This window comes from Nocardia colli (assembly GCF_008704205.1).
Classification (GTDB): Bacteria; Actinomycetota; Actinomycetes; order Mycobacteriales; family Mycobacteriaceae; genus Nocardia; species Nocardia colli.
Window position 1 is genome coordinate 175,402 of record NZ_VXLC01000027.1, and the last position, 16,021, is coordinate 191,422.

The 16,021-nt window shown below is 67.6% G+C and carries 14 protein-coding genes and 1 pseudogene; 5 read left to right on the top strand and 10 right to left on the bottom strand.

Features of this window, described 5'->3' with window-relative positions; genetic code table 11:
* Positions 1-54 precede the first annotated feature (54 nt).
* Together aspS and F3087_RS38450 are read right to left on the bottom strand one after the other, a co-directional pair.
* Entirely contained in the window at positions 55-1,293 is a 1,239-nt protein-coding gene (gene aspS / locus F3087_RS38445; RefSeq protein WP_263407271.1) for an aspartate--tRNA(Asn) ligase, read from the bottom strand.
* 268 nt (positions 1,294-1,561) lie between these two features.
* Positions 1,562-2,440 carry a DUF6882 domain-containing protein gene (locus tag F3087_RS38450; RefSeq protein WP_396897609.1) on the bottom strand — a complete coding sequence of 293 codons (879 nt, stop codon included), beginning with the start codon at positions 2,438-2,440 and terminating at the stop codon, positions 1,562-1,564.
* Positions 2,441-2,454: 14 nt separating this feature from the next.
* Between F3087_RS38450 and F3087_RS38455 the strand changes: the two genes are divergently transcribed.
* From F3087_RS38455 to F3087_RS38465, 3 genes are all read left to right on the top strand, one after another.
* Positions 2,455-2,904 (top strand): helix-turn-helix transcriptional regulator, encoded by a 450-nt coding sequence (locus F3087_RS38455; protein ID WP_150407066.1) that lies wholly within the window; start codon positions 2,455-2,457, stop codon positions 2,902-2,904.
* A 5-nt stretch (positions 2,905-2,909) separates the two neighbouring features.
* Positions 2,910-3,320 carry a VOC family protein gene (locus F3087_RS38460; RefSeq protein ID WP_150407067.1) on the top strand — a complete coding sequence of 137 codons (411 nt, stop codon included), beginning with the start codon at positions 2,910-2,912 and terminating at the stop codon, positions 3,318-3,320.
* A 277-nt stretch (positions 3,321-3,597) separates the two neighbouring features.
* Complete coding sequence (locus F3087_RS38465) at positions 3,598-6,018, top strand: ATP-binding cassette domain-containing protein (protein ID WP_150407068.1); 2,421 nt, start codon at positions 3,598-3,600, stop codon at positions 6,016-6,018.
* A 114-nt stretch (positions 6,019-6,132) separates the two neighbouring features.
* On the opposite strand, the gene F3087_RS38470 is transcribed toward F3087_RS38465, so the two are convergent.
* The 3 genes and pseudogenes from F3087_RS38470 to F3087_RS46920 all read right to left on the bottom strand — a co-directional run.
* Positions 6,133-7,161 (bottom strand): fused (3R)-hydroxyacyl-ACP dehydratase subunits HadA/HadB, encoded by a 1,029-nt coding sequence (locus tag F3087_RS38470; protein WP_150407069.1) that lies wholly within the window; start codon positions 7,159-7,161, stop codon positions 6,133-6,135.
* Between the two features lie 43 nt (positions 7,162-7,204).
* Entirely contained in the window at positions 7,205-7,729 is a 525-nt protein-coding gene (locus F3087_RS46915) for an SRPBCC family protein (RefSeq protein WP_223885676.1), read from the bottom strand.
* Positions 7,709-8,230, bottom strand: a pseudogene (locus tag F3087_RS46920) (YbhB/YbcL family Raf kinase inhibitor-like protein); the annotation flags it as partial. The pseudogene F3087_RS46920 and the gene F3087_RS46915, both read right to left, overlap by 21 nt.
* Before the next feature lie 103 nt (positions 8,231-8,333).
* Between F3087_RS46920 and F3087_RS38480 the strand changes: the two are divergent.
* Entirely contained in the window at positions 8,334-9,023 is a 690-nt protein-coding gene (locus tag F3087_RS38480; RefSeq protein WP_150407071.1) for a GntR family transcriptional regulator, read from the top strand.
* A 59-nt stretch (positions 9,024-9,082) separates the two neighbouring features.
* Here F3087_RS38480 and F3087_RS38485 read toward each other — a convergent pair whose 3' ends face one another.
* Both F3087_RS38485 and F3087_RS38490 read right to left on the bottom strand, forming a co-directional pair.
* Positions 9,083-9,289, bottom strand: coding sequence for a DUF397 domain-containing protein (locus F3087_RS38485; protein WP_150407072.1), 207 nt, complete (start codon positions 9,287-9,289; stop codon positions 9,083-9,085).
* 343 nt (positions 9,290-9,632) lie between these two features.
* Positions 9,633-11,087 (bottom strand): carboxylesterase/lipase family protein, encoded by a 1,455-nt coding sequence (locus F3087_RS38490; protein WP_150407073.1) that lies wholly within the window; start codon positions 11,085-11,087, stop codon positions 9,633-9,635.
* A 71-nt stretch (positions 11,088-11,158) separates the two neighbouring features.
* On the opposite strand from F3087_RS38490, the gene F3087_RS38495 reads away from it, so the two are divergent.
* The gene (locus F3087_RS38495) at positions 11,159-11,740 is read left to right on the top strand and encodes an NAD-dependent epimerase/dehydratase family protein (RefSeq protein WP_150407074.1); all 582 of its coding nucleotides are present in this window, start codon (positions 11,159-11,161) and stop codon (positions 11,738-11,740) included.
* On the opposite strand, the gene F3087_RS38500 is transcribed toward F3087_RS38495, so the two are convergent.
* The 3 genes from F3087_RS38500 to F3087_RS38510 all read right to left on the bottom strand — a co-directional run.
* Positions 11,737-12,882 (bottom strand): MarP family serine protease, encoded by a 1,146-nt coding sequence (locus F3087_RS38500; protein ID WP_223885672.1) that lies wholly within the window; start codon positions 12,880-12,882, stop codon positions 11,737-11,739. The two genes, F3087_RS38495 and F3087_RS38500, sit on opposite strands and share 4 nt — an antisense overlap.
* A 46-nt stretch (positions 12,883-12,928) precedes the next feature.
* Positions 12,929-15,616, bottom strand: coding sequence for a fumarate reductase/succinate dehydrogenase flavoprotein subunit (locus F3087_RS38505; RefSeq protein ID WP_150407076.1), 2,688 nt, complete (start codon positions 15,614-15,616; stop codon positions 12,929-12,931).
* A partial coding sequence (locus tag F3087_RS38510) for an ATP-binding cassette domain-containing protein (RefSeq protein WP_150407077.1) occupies positions 15,613-16,021 on the bottom strand: 409 nt, incomplete at its 5' end. The genes F3087_RS38505 and F3087_RS38510, both read right to left, overlap by 4 nt.

Below are 16,021 nucleotides of genomic sequence, written 5' to 3' on the forward strand. Positions count from 1 at the left end.
GGGACATCCGAGCGGCGAAACCCGAGGTGCGCCACGGGATGTCCCGGTCGAGGTTCAGGGGCGGAGGCGATGCAGGTCGCGCGGGAACAGGGTCGCCTGGCGGATGTTGTCGGCCTCGATCAGCCGGCTGACCCACCGTTCCAAGCCGATGGCGAAGCCGCCGTGCGGGGGCATGCCGTGCCGCATGGCTTCGAGGTAGGGGCCGTATTCGGCGGGGTCTTCGCCGCGCGCCGCCAGTGCTTCGAGGTAGTCGGCGTGGTTGTGCAGCCGCTGACCGCCGGTGACCAGTTCGAGCCCGCGGAAGAGCAGGTCGAAGGAGTTGGTCCAGCGCGGGTCGCTCGGCTGCGGGTGGGTGTAGAAGGGGCGTTTGACCGCCGGATATCCCTCTACCGCAAGGAAATCCGAGTCGAACCGCGACTTCGCCCACTGGCCGAGGAAGCGTTCGTGCTCGGGCGCGAGGTCCGGCTCGGTCGGCGCCGCGCCCACCAGTTCGAGGGCTTCGCGGAAGTGGATCACCGGGATCTGCTCGGGCACGAACGGCAGCTCGGCGCCCACGGTTCGCACTGCGGCCCCGGCCTTTTCGGCGATCGTGTCGACCATCGCGGCGAGCACGTCACGCAGCCGGGCGAGTACGTCGCGATGGTCGCGGATGAAACCGAATTCGACGTCGAGCGAGACGTATTCGGCGAGGTGCCGGGCGGTGTCGTGCGGTTCGGCGCGAAAGACCGGGCCGACCTCGTAGACCCGTTCGAAGACGCCGGTGAGCATCTGCTTGTACAGCTGCGGGGACTGCGCGAGATAGGCCGTCGAGCCGAAGTAGTCCAGCGCGAACACGTTTGCGCCGGACTCGGTCGATTGGCCGACGATCTTCGGCGTCGTCACCTCGGTGAATCCGGCGCCGTCGAGGTGACGACGGAAGCCGGACATCGAGGCGGCGGCGATCTGCCACACCGCCTGCCGGGTGGGGTGGCGCCAGCTGATCGCGGCATGATCGAGCGCGGTCGGCAGGGTGAGGCCGAGGCCGGGCCGCCACAGCTCGACCGGCGGCGGCTCGGCGGGCGCGCTGAGCGGATGCACCGCCGGGTCGACGATCTCGATTCCGCCGGGCGCCTTGGCGTTTTCCAGCGCCGTCCCGGTCACCCGGACCACCGTTTCCTCCGGCAGTCCCGAAACCTGTTCGCGGACTTGCGGATCGGTCACCACCACCTGCGCGAACCCGGAACGGTCGCGCAGCACGACGAATGTGACGTGCGCGAGTTGCCTGCGCCGGTGTATCCATCCCTCGATGGTCACCGGTCCGCTCCGTGGTCTGGTGGTCGGCAGGGCCGAGCAAAGCATGCGTGGCATCGGTTTCACCTCCTGGTCGCTATCCCCGGGAGGTGTGGGCGATCGGGTCCGTCGCGGTGCCACCACACCTTCGCAGCGTGCTGCTCGCTGCCTCTGGCTGGTCGAATTTCGTAGTCGGTGACCGGCCGACGCGGCTCGGAGTTCGTCACGCTCGTCAGCGCCGCGGCACCGAGCTTAGCCGTTCCGATCGCCGACGCCAGCGATTAACCGCGGACTAGCCGATGTCGGCGGCGCCACGCGACGACGTCATCCCGGTGACGTGACCGTTCGCGTTGAACGCGACGACGACCTGAACGCCGGGACTGGTCATGCGCAGCTTCGAGGCGTCCTGGTTGAACCGCGGATCCAGTCCGCGCTGCATGGCATAGCTGTGCAGCACGCGCCGGTGGTCGGCCAGGCCGAGCTCGAGCGCCCAATCGAACACGCGCCGGACCCGGGCCAGATCCGGGGCGGGCAGCGTGAGCTCGGGATGCTCGATCAGCACCGCGAGCCGGGTGCCGCCACCGACATCGCAGCTGTACCAGGTCCAACTGCCGGACACCGCCTTGGCCAGCTCACCCATCAACCAGGTGACCCGGCTCGGCTCGGTCGGCGATCCGGGCAGCTGCGCGAACGGCACCTCGGCCAGGTGCAACGCCGAAATCCCGTGTCGCAGCCCGTAATCGCGCACCGACCGGGCCAGCTCGGTCAGCTCCGGCGGATACCAGTCATTGTTCGCCCAACTCCACAGCCAACTGCGCGGCCCCGGCGCCGCCGTGCCCAGCACGTGAAACCGCGTGCACACCAACGGATGATCGCCGGAGAACTCGAACCGCGGCGGTTCATAACCGACCTGCCACCGATGCTCGCCGAGGACCTGGACACAGTGATCCTGATGTTCGAAAGACATTAGTGCGGCATCATCGAGTAACTGTTCGAGCGTTGGTGATTCATGGTCGAGATAAGCGGTCACGACCGTCGATCCTGTCTTACCGAGCGACGCTGTGCATCCCCATAGAATTAAGGTCCATCGAGTTCTCGCCGCACGGGTAGCGCAAATCGCCCGGCGAATTCGAATACATATGCCGTGCGCTGGGCAACTCCGCCGCGACATGGCACGATCGGGACATGACCAGCAGTTCTGCCGACGCGTCGCATTTGCGCGACCTCGCGCGGCTGCGCCGGGTCCGCGACCGGATCGACCGGGAGTATGCGCAACCGCTCGACGTCGAGGCTCTGGCCCGCGACGCGCACATGTCGGCGGGTCACCTCAGCAGGCAGTTCAAGCTCGCCTACGGCGAGGCGCCCTACAGCTACCTCATGACGCGGCGCATCGAGCGCGCGATGGCGTTGCTGCGCCGCGGCGATCTGAGCGTCACCGAGGTCTGTATCGCGGTCGGCTGCTCGTCGCTGGGCACGTTTAGCACCCGCTTCACCGAGCTGGTCGGCGTGCCGCCGAGCGCCTACAAACGCGACGCGGCGGAGGCGACCGCGGGCATGCCGTCCTGCGTGGCCAAACAGGTCACCAGACCGATCAGGAATCGAGAAGCGCAGGTGGCCGCCTCGGAATTAGCCTGATCAGCATGAACATCACCATTCACGCGAGCTTCCTCCCGCAGAACGACCCGGACGCGGCCATCGCGTTCTACCGCGACGTCCTCGGCTTCGAGGTCCGCAACGACGTCGGCTACAACGGGCTGCGCTGGATCACCGTCGGCCCGGTCGACCAGCCCGGCACCTCCATCGTCCTGTTCCCGCCCGAGGCCACCCCCGGCCTCACCGAGGAGGAGCGCCGCACCGTCGAGGAGATGATGGCCAAGGGCACCTACGGCAGCATCGTGCTGGCAACCAAGGATCTCGACGGGGCCTTCGAGCGGTTGCAGGCCGGCGACGCCGAGGTGGTCCAGGAACCGACCGACCAGCCGTACGGCGTGCGCGACTGCGCGTTCCGCGACCCGGCCGGCAACATGGTCCGAATCCAGCAGCAGAGCTGAGCCGGTCACCGCCGCGCCGAACACACCGTGGTGGACGGAAAAGCTCTCGACGAGCGGTAGCTGACCGATAGCCTCCGAACTGGAAAGGAACCGACATCATGGCTTGGAGCAAGCGAAACCGAGACCGCGATCTGGCTGTTCTACCTGCCGCTGCCGCCGCTGTTCTTGCTGATGGGTACCGGTTTGTACATGTACGTCCAGCCGTACCGCGCCAAGCGGCGCAACATTCGCCCGAACCTCGCCTAGCGGCACCGATCACCGGTTAGATGGAGACACGATGACCACCGCCTCGAAGAAAGGCGCGAAAGCGCCCGCGCAGCCCGCTGCCGACAGTCACGACCTGATCCGCGTCCACGGCGCGCGGGTGAACAATTTGCGGGATGTCAGCATCGAGCTGCCGAAGCGCAGGCTGACGGTGTTCACCGGTGTCTCCGGGTCGGGCAAGAGCTCGCTGGTGTTCAGCACCATCGCCGCGGAGTCGCAGCGGCTGATCAACGAGACCTACAGCTCGTTCGTGCAGGGCTTCATGCCCACGCTCGCGCGGCCCGAGGTAGACGTGCTCGAGGGGCTGACCACGGTGATCACCGTCGATCAGCAGCGGATGGGCTCGGATCCGCGGTCCACGGTCGGCACCGCGACCGACGCGAACGCGATGCTGCGCATCCTGTTCAGCCGGCTCGGCAAACCGCATATCGGCTCGCCGCAGGCATATTCGTTCAATGTCGCCTCGATCAGCGGCGCCGGCGCGGTCAGCATCGAGCGGGCCGGCCGGACCGTCCGGGAACGCCGCAGCTTCCAGATCATCGGCGGCATGTGCCCGCGCTGTGAGGGGCGGGGTTCGGTCTCCGATATCGACCTCACCCAGCTCTACGACGACTCCAAATCCCTGACCGAGGGCGCGTTCACCATTCCCGGCTGGAAATCCGACAGCTTCTGGACGGTGCGGGTTTACGCCGAGTCCGGCTTCGTCGACCCGGACAAGCCGATCCGCAAATACACCAAGAAGGAACTCAACGACTTCCTCTACAAGGAGCCGGTGAAGGTCAAGGTCGACGGGGTCAACCTCACCTACGAGGGGCTGATCCCGAAGATCCAGAAGTCGTTCCTGTCCAAGGACCGGGAGTCGATGCAGCCGCACATCCGTGCGTTCGTCGACCGCGCGGTCACCTTCGCCACCTGCCCGGACTGCGACGGCACCCGGCTCAGTACCGAGGCCAGATCGTCGAAGATCAAGCGGAAGAACATCGCCGACCTGTGCTCGATGGAGATCCGCGATCTCGTGGAATGGGTGCGCGCGCTGGACGAACCGTCGGTCGAGCCGTTGCTCGATTCGCTGGTGCACACACTGGATTCGTTCGTCGAGATCGGGCTCGGTTATCTCTCGCTGGAACGGCCGTCGGGCACGCTGTCCGGCGGTGAAGCCCAGCGGGTCAAGATGATTCGGCATCTCGGGTCGGCGCTTACCGACGTCACCTACGTGTTCGACGAGCCGACCATCGGGCTGCACCCGCATGACATCCAGCGGATGAACGATCTGCTGTTGCAGTTGCGGGACAAGGGAAACACGGTGCTCGTCGTCGAGCACAAGCCGGAGACGATCGTCATCGCCGACCACGTCGTGGATCTCGGTCCGGGCGCCGGATCCGGCGGCGGCACGGTGTGTTTCGAGGGCACCGTCGAGGGGCTGCGGGACAGCGGAACCATCACCGGACGCCATTTCGACGATCGGGCCGCGCTCAAGGAAACGGTGCGAGAGCCTAAGGGCGCGTTGGAGATTCGTGGGGCGTCGGCGAACAATCTCCAGAACGTGGACGTCGACATCCCGCTCGGGGTGCTGTGTGTCATCACCGGTGTCGCCGGTTCCGGCAAGAGTTCGCTGGTGCATCGGTCGGTGCCCGCCTCGGAGGGCGTGATCGCGGTCGATCAGACGCCGATCCGCGGTTCGCGGCGCAGCAATCCGGCGACCTACACCGGGTTGCTCGAACCGATTCGCAAGGCGTTCGCGAAGGCCAACGACGTGAAGCCGGCGCTGTTCAGCTCCAATTCCGAAGGCGCGTGCCCGAATTGCAACGGCGCGGGCGTCATCTACACCGATCTCGGGATGATGGCGGGCACCGCGAGCACCTGTGAGGTGTGCGAGGGCAAGCGATTCGACGCCTCGGTGCTGGATTACCACCTCGGGGGTCGCGACATCAGCGAGGTGCTCGCCATGTCGGTGACCGAAGCCGAGGAATTCTTCGGATCGGGGGAGGCGCGCATCCCCGCCGCGCATGCCATCCTCGAGCGGCTCGCCGACGTCGGCCTCGGATACCTCACCATCGGCCAGCCGCTCACCACGCTGTCCGGCGGCGAGCGGCAGCGGCTGAAGCTGGCCACGCACATGGGCGACAAGGGCGGCGTCTACGTCCTCGACGAGCCGACCACCGGACTGCACCTCGCCGACGTGGAAAACCTTCTGGCGCTGCTGGATCGACTGGTCGAGTCCGGTAAGTCGGTGATCGTGATCGAGCACCATCAAGCCGTGATGGCGCACGCCGACTGGATCATCGACCTCGGGCCCGGTGCGGGGCACGACGGCGGAAAGATCGTTTTCGAGGGCACCCCGGCCGATCTCGTGGCCGATCGGTCCACCCTCACCGGCGAGCATCTCGCGGAGTATGTCGGCGCGCCGAAGAAATCCACGCGGACGCGTAAGTAGCCGAACGATCACCGGGAACCGGTGTCGGCCTCGGTCGAGATGCCGATTACACCAGTTCCCGGTGATCGCTTGTCCAGCAGTGTATTTCGGTGCGCGTTGCCTGACGGACGGGTGTCAGGCCAGGCGGACGCTGGCGGTGGCGAGGCCGAAAACCTTGCGGCCCGCCGACTTTGCCACGATGACGACGACGGCGCTTCTGGTCTCCGGGTCCAGCGACTTGATCCGGCCGCTGAATTCCACACTGCCGGACGAGCGCGCGTCGATGACGGTGTAGTTGGAGAGCCGGACGCCGTACCTGGTCACGGCGCCGGGGTCGCCGAGCCAGCCGGTGACGAAGCCGGCGCCGAGGCCCATGGTGAGCATGCCGTGCGCGATCACGTCGGGGAGGCCGGTGAGCGACGCGACGTCGTCGTGCCAGTGGATCGGGTTGGCATCGCCGGCCACGCCGGCATAGTTCACCAGGTCGCCCCGCGTGAGTTGGGTTACCCGCGTGGGGAGTTCGTCGCCGACGGCGAGATCCTCGAAGCGGATAGCGGTGCGCGGTACTCGCTTCAGGGAGACCTCGGACAGGGTCGGATCGATCACCGAGGCCGGCTTCGATTCGACCGGTTGCTCGGCGAACGTTGCCCGGGAAGGTATTTCGATGCCGTGCATGACCACGCGCTCGATCGCGTCGCCGATTCCCGCGGCGACGTCGGCGCCGGTGACGCCCGCGACGGTCGTGTGCATGACCTGCACGACCGCGCCGGTCTGGTCGGTGAAGGTGTTCTTGATGGTGAGCAGGTCATTGCCCGCCACCCGGCGGACCGAGGCGAGTTCGACGTCGCTGATCAGCCGGTCGCCGGTGACCACCGGCTGGTACATCTCGAAAACCTGGTCGGTCTGGACGAATACGTCGTAACCGGTGATGACGGACTCGAAGAGCTTGCGGTTGGCCAGCATCGCGGGGATCGAGACGAAGGTGGCCGGCGCGACCAGACCCGCGTAGCCGAGCTCGTCGGCCGCGTCCTCGCTCCAGTGCACCGGATGGAAATCCTGTACCGCGCGGGCGTATTCGCGGATCTTCTCCCGGCCGACCTCGTAATAGTCGTCGGCACGGTAGTGATGGCCGACCAGGGCGGCCACATCGAACGTTGCTTCCATCAAGCCGCTCCTCGCGTTGGATTCCCCGGCATCGTAATCGGCGTCACTCGGCGGCGCGGCGGCGGACGGTGCGCTCGAGGATGCCGAGGGTGGCCTTGAGGGCGGACTCGGGGACCACCGGGAAAGTGAGACGCTTGCGCCACTTTTCGTCGACCTCGGACCAGTCGTAATAGGAGGTGACCAGGGTGCCGCCCTCGGCCGGCTCCAGTCGGTAGCCGTAGATATGGCGGACCGGCGGGCGGATCTGGCCCTCGACGGTCCAGGCGATCTCCTGGTTCGCGGTGAACTCGGTGATGACGACCTCGACGTCGTACTTGCCGAGAGGGAAGTCGCCCAAGGCTTCTCGGTCCATGTGGACCAGGAAGCGGTCGCCGGTCTGGGTGACCGGTTTGCCTTCCGCGTCGAGGAGCATGCCCGAGGCGTCGATCTCCACGTGGCCGTTCGGGTCGGTCAGGACCGCGAAGATCGCGTCGGGGGACGCGGGGATGAGGCGGGAGACCTCGACCCGATCGGTGTCCGGCGCTGAAACCTCGCCCGCCGGAAGCGTTTCCGCCGTGGCGATCAGCACCGCGCGGCCGAGGATGTGGCCGGACATGGTGAAGCCGAGGACGGCCGGGGTGGCCTCGGCGGGGACGCCGATGGAGTCGACGTCGAGGGCGTGCACCACGACGAAGTAGCGGTGCTTGCCGTGCCCGGCCGGCGGGGCCGCGCCCAGAAAGCGTTCTGTGCGTGCGTCATTGAGGATCTGGTAGGCGCCGTCGGGCAGGCCCGATCCGGTGTCGTCCCCGGCGCCCGCGGGCAATTCCGTGACGGTGGCGGGGATGTCGGCGACCGCCCAGTGCCAGAACCCGGACCCGGTGGGGGCATCGGGGTCGTAGACGGTGACGGCGTAGCTCTTCGTGCCCTCCGGGGCGCCGCTCCAGGACAGGTGCGGGGAGAGGTCCTTGCCGCCGGGGACGCCGGCGGAGTACTGCTCGGGTGACCAGGCGCCGCCGTCGGTGACGGTGTTGCTGGTAACTGTGAAGGTGGCCGCCTCGGGTAGGCGAGCGAAGGGGTTGTTGGCGCTCATCGCGTCGTTCCTTTCGGGCCGTGCGTGGAGATCGGCGGTGTGGCCGCCAGATCGACAATAGCACTAATAATCGATTATCTGCCAGATCGTCTATACTCGGCTCATGACCCGGACGGCTGATGCCTCGACCTCGTCGGGGAAACAGATGCTCAGCGAGCAGATCTACCTGCACCTGCGGGACGCGATCATGCGTGGGGAGTACGCGCCCGGCGCCGCGCTCAAACCCCAGGACCTCGCCAAGGAACAGGGCGTGAGTCTCGCCGTCGTGCGGGAGGCGCTGGTGCGGGTGGTCGGTGACGGTCTCGCCGACCGGCTGCACAACCGCGGCTTCGCCGTTCCCGCCTTCTCCGATCGCCGGTGGCAGGAGATCGCGGAGGCGCGGCGGACCATCGAGCCGGCGATGCTGCGGATGTCCATCGAGCGCGGCGACATCGAGTGGGAGGCTCGCGTGCGCGCCGCGCATCATCGTCTGGCTCGCACACCGCCGTTCGTGCCGGGCGAAGGGGAGTTCTACACCGACGAATGGGCCGAAGCGCACCGGGTCTTCCATCGCACGCTGTTGGAAGCCTGCGGGAATCCGTTCCTGCTGGAGACTTTCGACCGGATGTGGACCGCGAGCGAGCTGGCTCGGCGCTGGTCCGGGCAGCGCAATCCCGACCGGGACGGAGCAGTGGAACACCGCAGGCTGGAGGCGACAGCGTTGGCCCGCGACGCCGCCGCCGCCGCCGACACGCTGATCCACCACCTCACCCTGACCGCCGCCGGACTGTCGCACCCCGCGCCGCAAGCCTGACCGTGCGCGGCCGGCCCGATTCGATCGGGAATCGGGCTCGACGGTTGACTGAGGGGGAGTTACGGGCGGTCGAAGGCGCCGTCGGCTACTCGTGTGGTGAAGGCGTCCCAGGCTTCGGGGGCGAACACCAGGGCCGGTCCGGTGGGGTTCTTCGAGTCCCGGACACCGACCGCGCCACCTTCGATGAAGGCCACCTCCACGCAATCCTTGGAGGCACCACTGCGACGGCTCTTGAACCACTGCGCGCCGGACAGGTCTACGTTCACGGGCATACTCCTTTGTGATCCTCAGAATGAGAGCGCGGCTGCTGCCGCGTCCACGATAGCCACACACCATCAAGCCGAGCCACGATACGACCCGATCCCACTCCGGCGCTACCCTCGATTCCCGCCCAGCGCAATCCGATGGTGATCCCGTTCCGATCGCATTGATGCCCGCTTTGCGAGCTTTACGAATAACGTCGGCCGCCCTGCCTACCTGCTGCCATTCAAGAGGTTTCGCAATTCTGCCGCCAATTGCGGGCGGCGCCGCGTCCAGCGCGCTCCGCATTTCGCCGTGCGCAATATGCCGAGAATCGGGTGCCCGGCAGAAACCTGGTGCGTGCGAATGTCAGGTCCAGAGGGCGAGTTCGTCGGAGCGAGGGTTTGAGATCAGTTGGGAGCGTGGGGTGTTGAAGGTCATCACGGGGCGGGTGGTCGTTTCGTAGGGGGTCCAGGGAATGCGGCCGTGGGCGAAATCTGTCCAGGTGTGGTGGATTTCGGCAGCGAGGGTTTGGGGTGGGGTGTGGGGGCCGAGCATCATGGCGGTGCCTTCGGCGGTCAATGTGTCGAAGACGAAGGCGATCTCGATGGCGTGGCAGGCGCGGAGGTCGAGGTAGGTTGTGGGCCAAGCGAATTCGTAGACATAGGCGGTGGTTGCCGCCTCGGCCAGGCGGGTCGCGGGGACGCGGAAGGCCCAGTCGGTGAGGATGGCGGCCAGGAGGTCGCCGGGAGTTGCGTTGGGGCGGTTGGCCGCATAGGTGTCGGCGACGGTGGGGTCGAGGCCGCGGGCACTGAGGAGATCGGCGAGGGAATCGGGGGTGAGGGTCAAGCCGGCGGGGGCGGTGTAGAGGCGGAATTCGTCGGCGGTGGTGCCGATGATGAGCGGGATGTCGCGGGCTGCGCCTGCGGCGATCGCGTCGACGGGGAGTTCGGTGAGGACGTGGTCGTCGATGGTGGGGAGGAAGGCCATCAGGCCCAGGCTGGCGGTGAGGGTGGATTGTCCCCAGCGGGCAGGATCCTGGCGGAGGGTGAAGTCGAGGACCAGGTTTCGCTCGGCTTCGAGAAGGGCCGATATCTCGGCGGTTTCCGGACTCGTGTCGAGCCGGCCAGCGAAGTCGGCGGCGACCAGGCGGGCGTCGTCCAGGGTGGAGGCGATGGATCCGTTGCCGCTCTGGATGATTGCGCGCTGGAACAGGCCGGTGGCCAGGGGAGAGGCGAGCAGCGTGGCGACGCTCATCGCCCCTGCGGATTCGCCGAAGAGGGTGACCTGCGCGGGATCTCCGCCGAAGGCGGCGATATTGTCGCGGACCCACTCGAGCGCGGCGATCTGGTCGAGGATGCCGCGGTTGGCGGGCGTGCCTTCGAGAGCGGCGAAGCCGATCGCGCCCAACCGGTAGTTGAGGCTGACCAGAACCACACCGTCGCGGGCGAACGCATGCCCGTTGTACACCGAGACCGCGCTGGAACCGACGCGGAACGCCCCGCCGTGAATCCAGACCATCACCGGCAGGCCCGACGCGGTCGGATCGGGCGTCCACACATTGAGGTTGAGGAATTCGGGCCCGTCGATGATCGGGTTGTGCAGAATCGAGCGCAGCGGCTCCGGATAACCCATCTGCGGTGCGGTCGGCCCGAATCGGGTGGCGTCGCGTTCGTCGTCCCACGTAGGCGCGGGACCCGGCGCCTGGAACAGCGCGGCACCCAATGGCGCTGCCGCATAAGGTATTCCGAGGAACGCGTGCACGGATCCGGTAGCGCTGCCGCGCACCTTGCCCTGGGGTAGGTCCACTACTGACGTGTGCATGCAGGTTCCTCACAAATCGCCGACGACACCTTGAAACGTCTCACACCCGGGCGGCTCACTAGGGTGGAATGATGCGGATCTTTCTGGCCGGTGCGACCGGCGTGATCGGAGTACGGTTGGTCCCGCTGCTGGTCGAGGCGGGACACGAGGTCGCGGGGATGACCCGATCGGCCACCAAGGCGGACCAGGTGCGCGACGCCGGGGCGGTCCCGGTGATCTGCGATGTCTACGACCCGGACGCGCTCACCGCGGCCGTCGTCGATTTCCGTCCTGACCTCGTCATGCATCAGCTGACCGATCTCCCCGACGATGTCACGCGCCTCGCCGAGTCGGCGAACGCGAACTCGCGCATCCGCACCGAGGGCACGCGCAACCTCATCGCCGCCGCCCGCGCCGCCGGTGCGAAGCGTTTTCTCGCGCAGAGCATCGCGTGGGAACCGGCCGGCGGCGCCCAGGTCATCCAGGATCATGACGCCGCCGTCCTCGACATCGATGGCGTGGTGGTGAAGTACGGCCAGTTCTACGGCCCCGGAACCTATTACGAAACCGAGCTGCCCGCACATCCGCGCGTGCACGTGGATGATGCTGCGGCCAGGACGATTCCGCTGCTGGACGCGTCCTCGGGCGTGGTCATCGTCGCCGACACCGCTTAGACGACGCAGGGACCGGTGCCGACGGCGCTGCCGTCGGCACCGCCCAGGTGCTGGAGGATCTCGGGCAGCTCCGTGGCGAGCCCGACGCCTCCGTTGCCGGGGTCGACGCCGAACACCATGCCGAGCGCCCGGCCCTGGGTGTCGACCAGCGGACCGCCCGAATCACCCTCCTGCACAGCGCCGTTCAACGTGTAGGTCGATCGTTCGCTGATCGAGCTGTGGTAGATGTCGGGAACCCGGCTGGTCGTCCGCTGGGCGACCCGCGCGGCGGCGGCCGTGTACAGCCCGCCGCGCGGATACCCGAGGACGATCGCGTCCGCCCCCGCCGCGACGGGCCCGGGCGCGACGGTAACCGGCGGCGCCGTGAGCCCCGGAACCGCGAGCACCGCCAGATCGAGCACCGGATCGAACTGCACGACGGTGGCCCGCATCGGCCCGCCGGGCGTATCGACCGAAACCTTCGTGGTGCCCGCGATCACGTGCGCATTGGACAGCACCCGCTCCGGCGCGATGACGAACCCGGATCCGAACTGCGTCCGCTTGCAGGCGGGCGACGACCCGGAAATCCGCAACACGCTCTTCTGGAGATCGGCGGCGACCGGGCTGTTCAGAATGCTCGCATCCGGCGGCGCGAGCGGCAGCACCAGCCCGGCATCGACCAGCGGGGTAGCCAGCTTGCTCGGCAGCCCCGCCAGCCAGTACGGCGCGACGTCGTCGACGGTGCGGACCACCCGCGATTCGCGCACGGCGGAAGCCAGACTCGGCGACATGGTCAACGGCACCGCGAACAACCACACCGCCAGCGGCACCGCGACGGCATGCACGAGGGAACCGCCCACCGCGTCCGCCCGCCGCGCGGCCTGCCCGCCCACCGTTCGCCGCGCCGCATGCCCGAGCCGATGGCCGGCGGTTTCGCCGATCGCCACCAGGGTGACGATGAGCAGCACGGCGATCAGCAACCGCAGACCGCCGGGCGCCAGCTGGGCCAGCGCCAGCGTCGCTATGACCGCGCCCAGCGCGGCGCCCGCGACAATGCCCGCAAACCCGAGCACGGCGGTGATCGCACCCCGCCGCCAGCCGAAGAACGCCGCCACCGCGGTCACCGAAAGCACAACCAGGTCGAGCCAATTCGGCAGATTCACGCCTCCAATGTACTGACCGATACCGGTGAGTCTTGAATGTCCGTTTTCAGCTCGTGGTCTGCGGCAATGCGCGCCGAGCGTAGGCGCGGACGTCGGCGTCGACATCGTCGACAGCGCGTTCGAGGGCGTCGATCGCGTCCCGGTTGTCCGGCCAGGTGGTCAGCGCGAGCACGGCCGCCTTGCGCACATCGAGATGCGGGTCGCTCAACGCTTCGGCCAGAATCGGTACGGCGGACTCGCCTTCGGCGCCGGCCAGGCCGCGCGCCGCGCCGACCCGCACCTGCCAGGCCGAATGCCGCAGCGCGGCAGCCAGTTCCGCGACATCCGCCGGTTCCGGGTTGATCACAGCGAACGCCGCCAGCGCCGCGGCGCGGACGAGCGGGTCGTGATCCTTGGCGAGAACCCGGATCACTTCGGGCCCACCGCCACCGATGGCCGCAAGCCCCTGCGCGACGGCGATACGAACCTCACGGATGCCGTCATCAGCGACGGACGAGACCGCCTGCCGATCATCGAGCGACACCAGCGCACGCACCGCCTCGATCCGCACCCGATGATCCGAATCCGCCAGTGCCGCCGCATATTGCGGCGCCGATCCCGCTCGCAACGCACGCAGCAGATCGATCACCGTGGCCCGCACGAGAGCATCCGGCGACCCGAGCCGCGCGGCCAATCCGGTTGCGCCGGGCAACACCTCGACCAGCTCTCGAAGGCTCGCCGCGGCCGCCCGCCGAACCGCGGCAGCGGAATCATCGAGCGCCTCGACCAGCACCGCCGCGAACCCTTCGGGAGTGTTCTCGGTGAGCACAGACAGCGCCGCCACCCGCACTCCACTGTCGTCGTCCGCGAGGTAACTCGCCAGCTCGGACACCGTCGGCGCATCCAGGGCGAGCAGCGCGACGAGACGTGGCGAAGGGGGAGTGACGGTTTCGCGAACCGCACCGACCTCGTCGGCCTGCTGCGGCGCGCGGCCACTGAGTAGCACCGGCTGATGCACCGGAACGATGGTCGGATCGGTGGAGGTCAAATCATCGAGTCCAGGAACCGGGACCAGATACGGCGCGACCGGCCGCTTCAGGAATTCCATTGTGCCGTCGGCATTTTTACGCAGATTGAGGTGATACCGCCAGTCGACATCGTCGCGCTCCGGGATATCCGCGCGATCGTGGTACAGACCCCATCGAGACTCGCTGCGGGTCAACGAACTCCGCGCCGCCATCTCCGCGCAATCCCGGATGAACGACACCTCCGCCGCCCGCATCAATTCATGCGGCGTCCGGGCCCCGATTTCCGCGATCTCGCCCCGCATCCGATCGAAGGTCTCGACCGCGATCGACAACTTGGCGGCCGTCTTCGGCGGCGCCACATAATCATTGACGAACCGGCGCAACTTGTACTCGACCTGCGGCTGCGGCGGACCTTCCGGATGCCGCAGCGGGCGATAGATCAACTCGTGCGCCTCGGCCAGCTGATCCTCCGGCAGCCCACCGGGCGCCGCGACGTCATCGAGCGTCGACGCCGCGTGCGCGCCGGCCAGATCACCGAAGACGAACGCGCCGATCATGTAGTTGTGCGGCACACACGCCAGATCGCCTGCGGCGTAGAGGCCGGGCACGGTGGTCCGGGCATGCTCGTCCACCCAGACTCCCGAGGCGGAATGCCCACCGCACAAGCCGATTTCGGAGATGTGCATCTCGATGTCGTGCGTGCGGTAGTCGTGCCCGCGATTGGCGTGGAAGGTCCCGCGGGTGGGCCGCTCCGTCGTGTGCAGGATCCCTTCCAACGTGGACAGGGTCTCGTCCGGCAGATGCGAAACCTTGAGATAGATGGGCCCGCGCGCGGATTCGATCTCCCGCTTGACCTCCGCCATCATCGCCCCCGACCAGTAGTCGGAGTCCACGAACCGCTCGCCCTGCGCGTTCACCTGATACCCGCCGAACGGGTTGGCGACATACGCGCAGGCCGGCCCGTTGTAATCCTTGATCAACGGGTTGATCTGGAAGCACTCGATACCACTGAGTTCCGCGCCGGCGTGATAGGCCATCGAATACCCGTCACCCGCGTTGGTCGGATTCTCGTAGGTCCCATACAGATAACCTGACGCGGGCAACCCGAGCCGCCCGCACGGGCCGGTCGCCAGGATCACCGACTTGGCGCCGACGACCACGAATTCACCGGTGCGCGTGTTCAACGCGGCCGCGCCCACCGCACGCCCACCCTCGGTGAGCACCCGCACCGGCATCAGCCGATTCTCGATCCGGATCTTCTCCCGCATCTTCCGTTGCCGCAGAACGCGATACAACGCCTTCTTGACGTCCTTGCCCTCGGGCATCGGCAGCACATAGGAACCCGATCGATGCACCCGCCGCACCGCGTACTCGCCGTACTCGTCCTTCTCGAACTTCACCCCGTACCGCTCGAGCCGCTGCACCATGGCGAAGCCGCGGGTCGCGGTCTGATACACGGTGCGCTGGTTCACGATTCCGTCGTTGGCCCGGGTGATCTCGGCGACGTAGTCCTCCGGCTCCGCCTTGCCGGGAATGACGGCATTGTTCACGCCGTCCATCCCCATCGCCAGCGCGCCCGAGTGCCGCACGTGCGCCTTCTCCAGCAGCAGCACGTCGGCCCCGGCCTCGGCGGCGGTGAGCGCGGCCATGGTGCCCGCGGTCCCGCCGCCGATCACCAGCACATCGCAGTCCAGCCGGACCCGATCGGACAGCTCCGGAATGATCACAGGTTCTCCAAGATTTCGGCCCGCACCGAGCGTCGATCGACGTCCTGGCGCGGGTTCGGCACGTCGACGATCGCGCGGAGACCGCCGCCGCCGAGCACGGCGATGCGATCGCCGAGCAGCAGGGCCTCGTCCAGATCGTGGGTGACGAAGACGATGGTGGTCGGGTGCGCGCGCCAGGTGTCGATCAGCAGGCGCTGCATGGTCGCGCGGGTCTGGGTGTCGAGCGCGCCGAACGGTTCGTCCATGAGTACGGCGCGGGGTGCGCCGGCCAGGCTGCGCGCCAATTGAACTCGCTGGCGCATGCCGCCGGACAGATCGCGCGGCAGGAAGTCGGCGTATCCGGTGAGGCCGATCTCGCTCACCCAATGTTGGGCCCGCTCTTTGCGTTTGCCGCGCGGCAGGCCG